The sequence below is a fragment of the Halohasta sp. A2 genome (genome assembly GCF_056175805.1).
Genome location: NZ_JAQFWV010000378.1, coordinates 1 through 213 on the forward strand (window position 1 = coordinate 1; position 213 = coordinate 213).

1 pseudogene is annotated in these 213 nt (G+C 53.5%); it reads left to right on the forward strand.

From position 1 onward, the window contains the following. Nucleotides 1-213: pseudogene (locus O2S87_RS19490) on the forward strand (IS66 family transposase); the annotation flags it as partial.

Here is a 213-nt window from a genome sequence, read left to right on the forward strand (position 1 = left end):
TGAGAACGCACTTCGTGAACCAGTCGTTCTCCGGAAAATCATCGGAACACTCCGTAATGACCGAGGAATGTTCGTTCATGAGACAATCTTGTCCCTGCTGGCGACGTGGCGCCAGCAGGGACGCAATCCCTACGAGGAACTTCGTCGAGTTGTCAGCAGCAATAAGATGATCTCACGAGCTCACGCTGTACCGGCTGTTGAGACTTCGGGGTA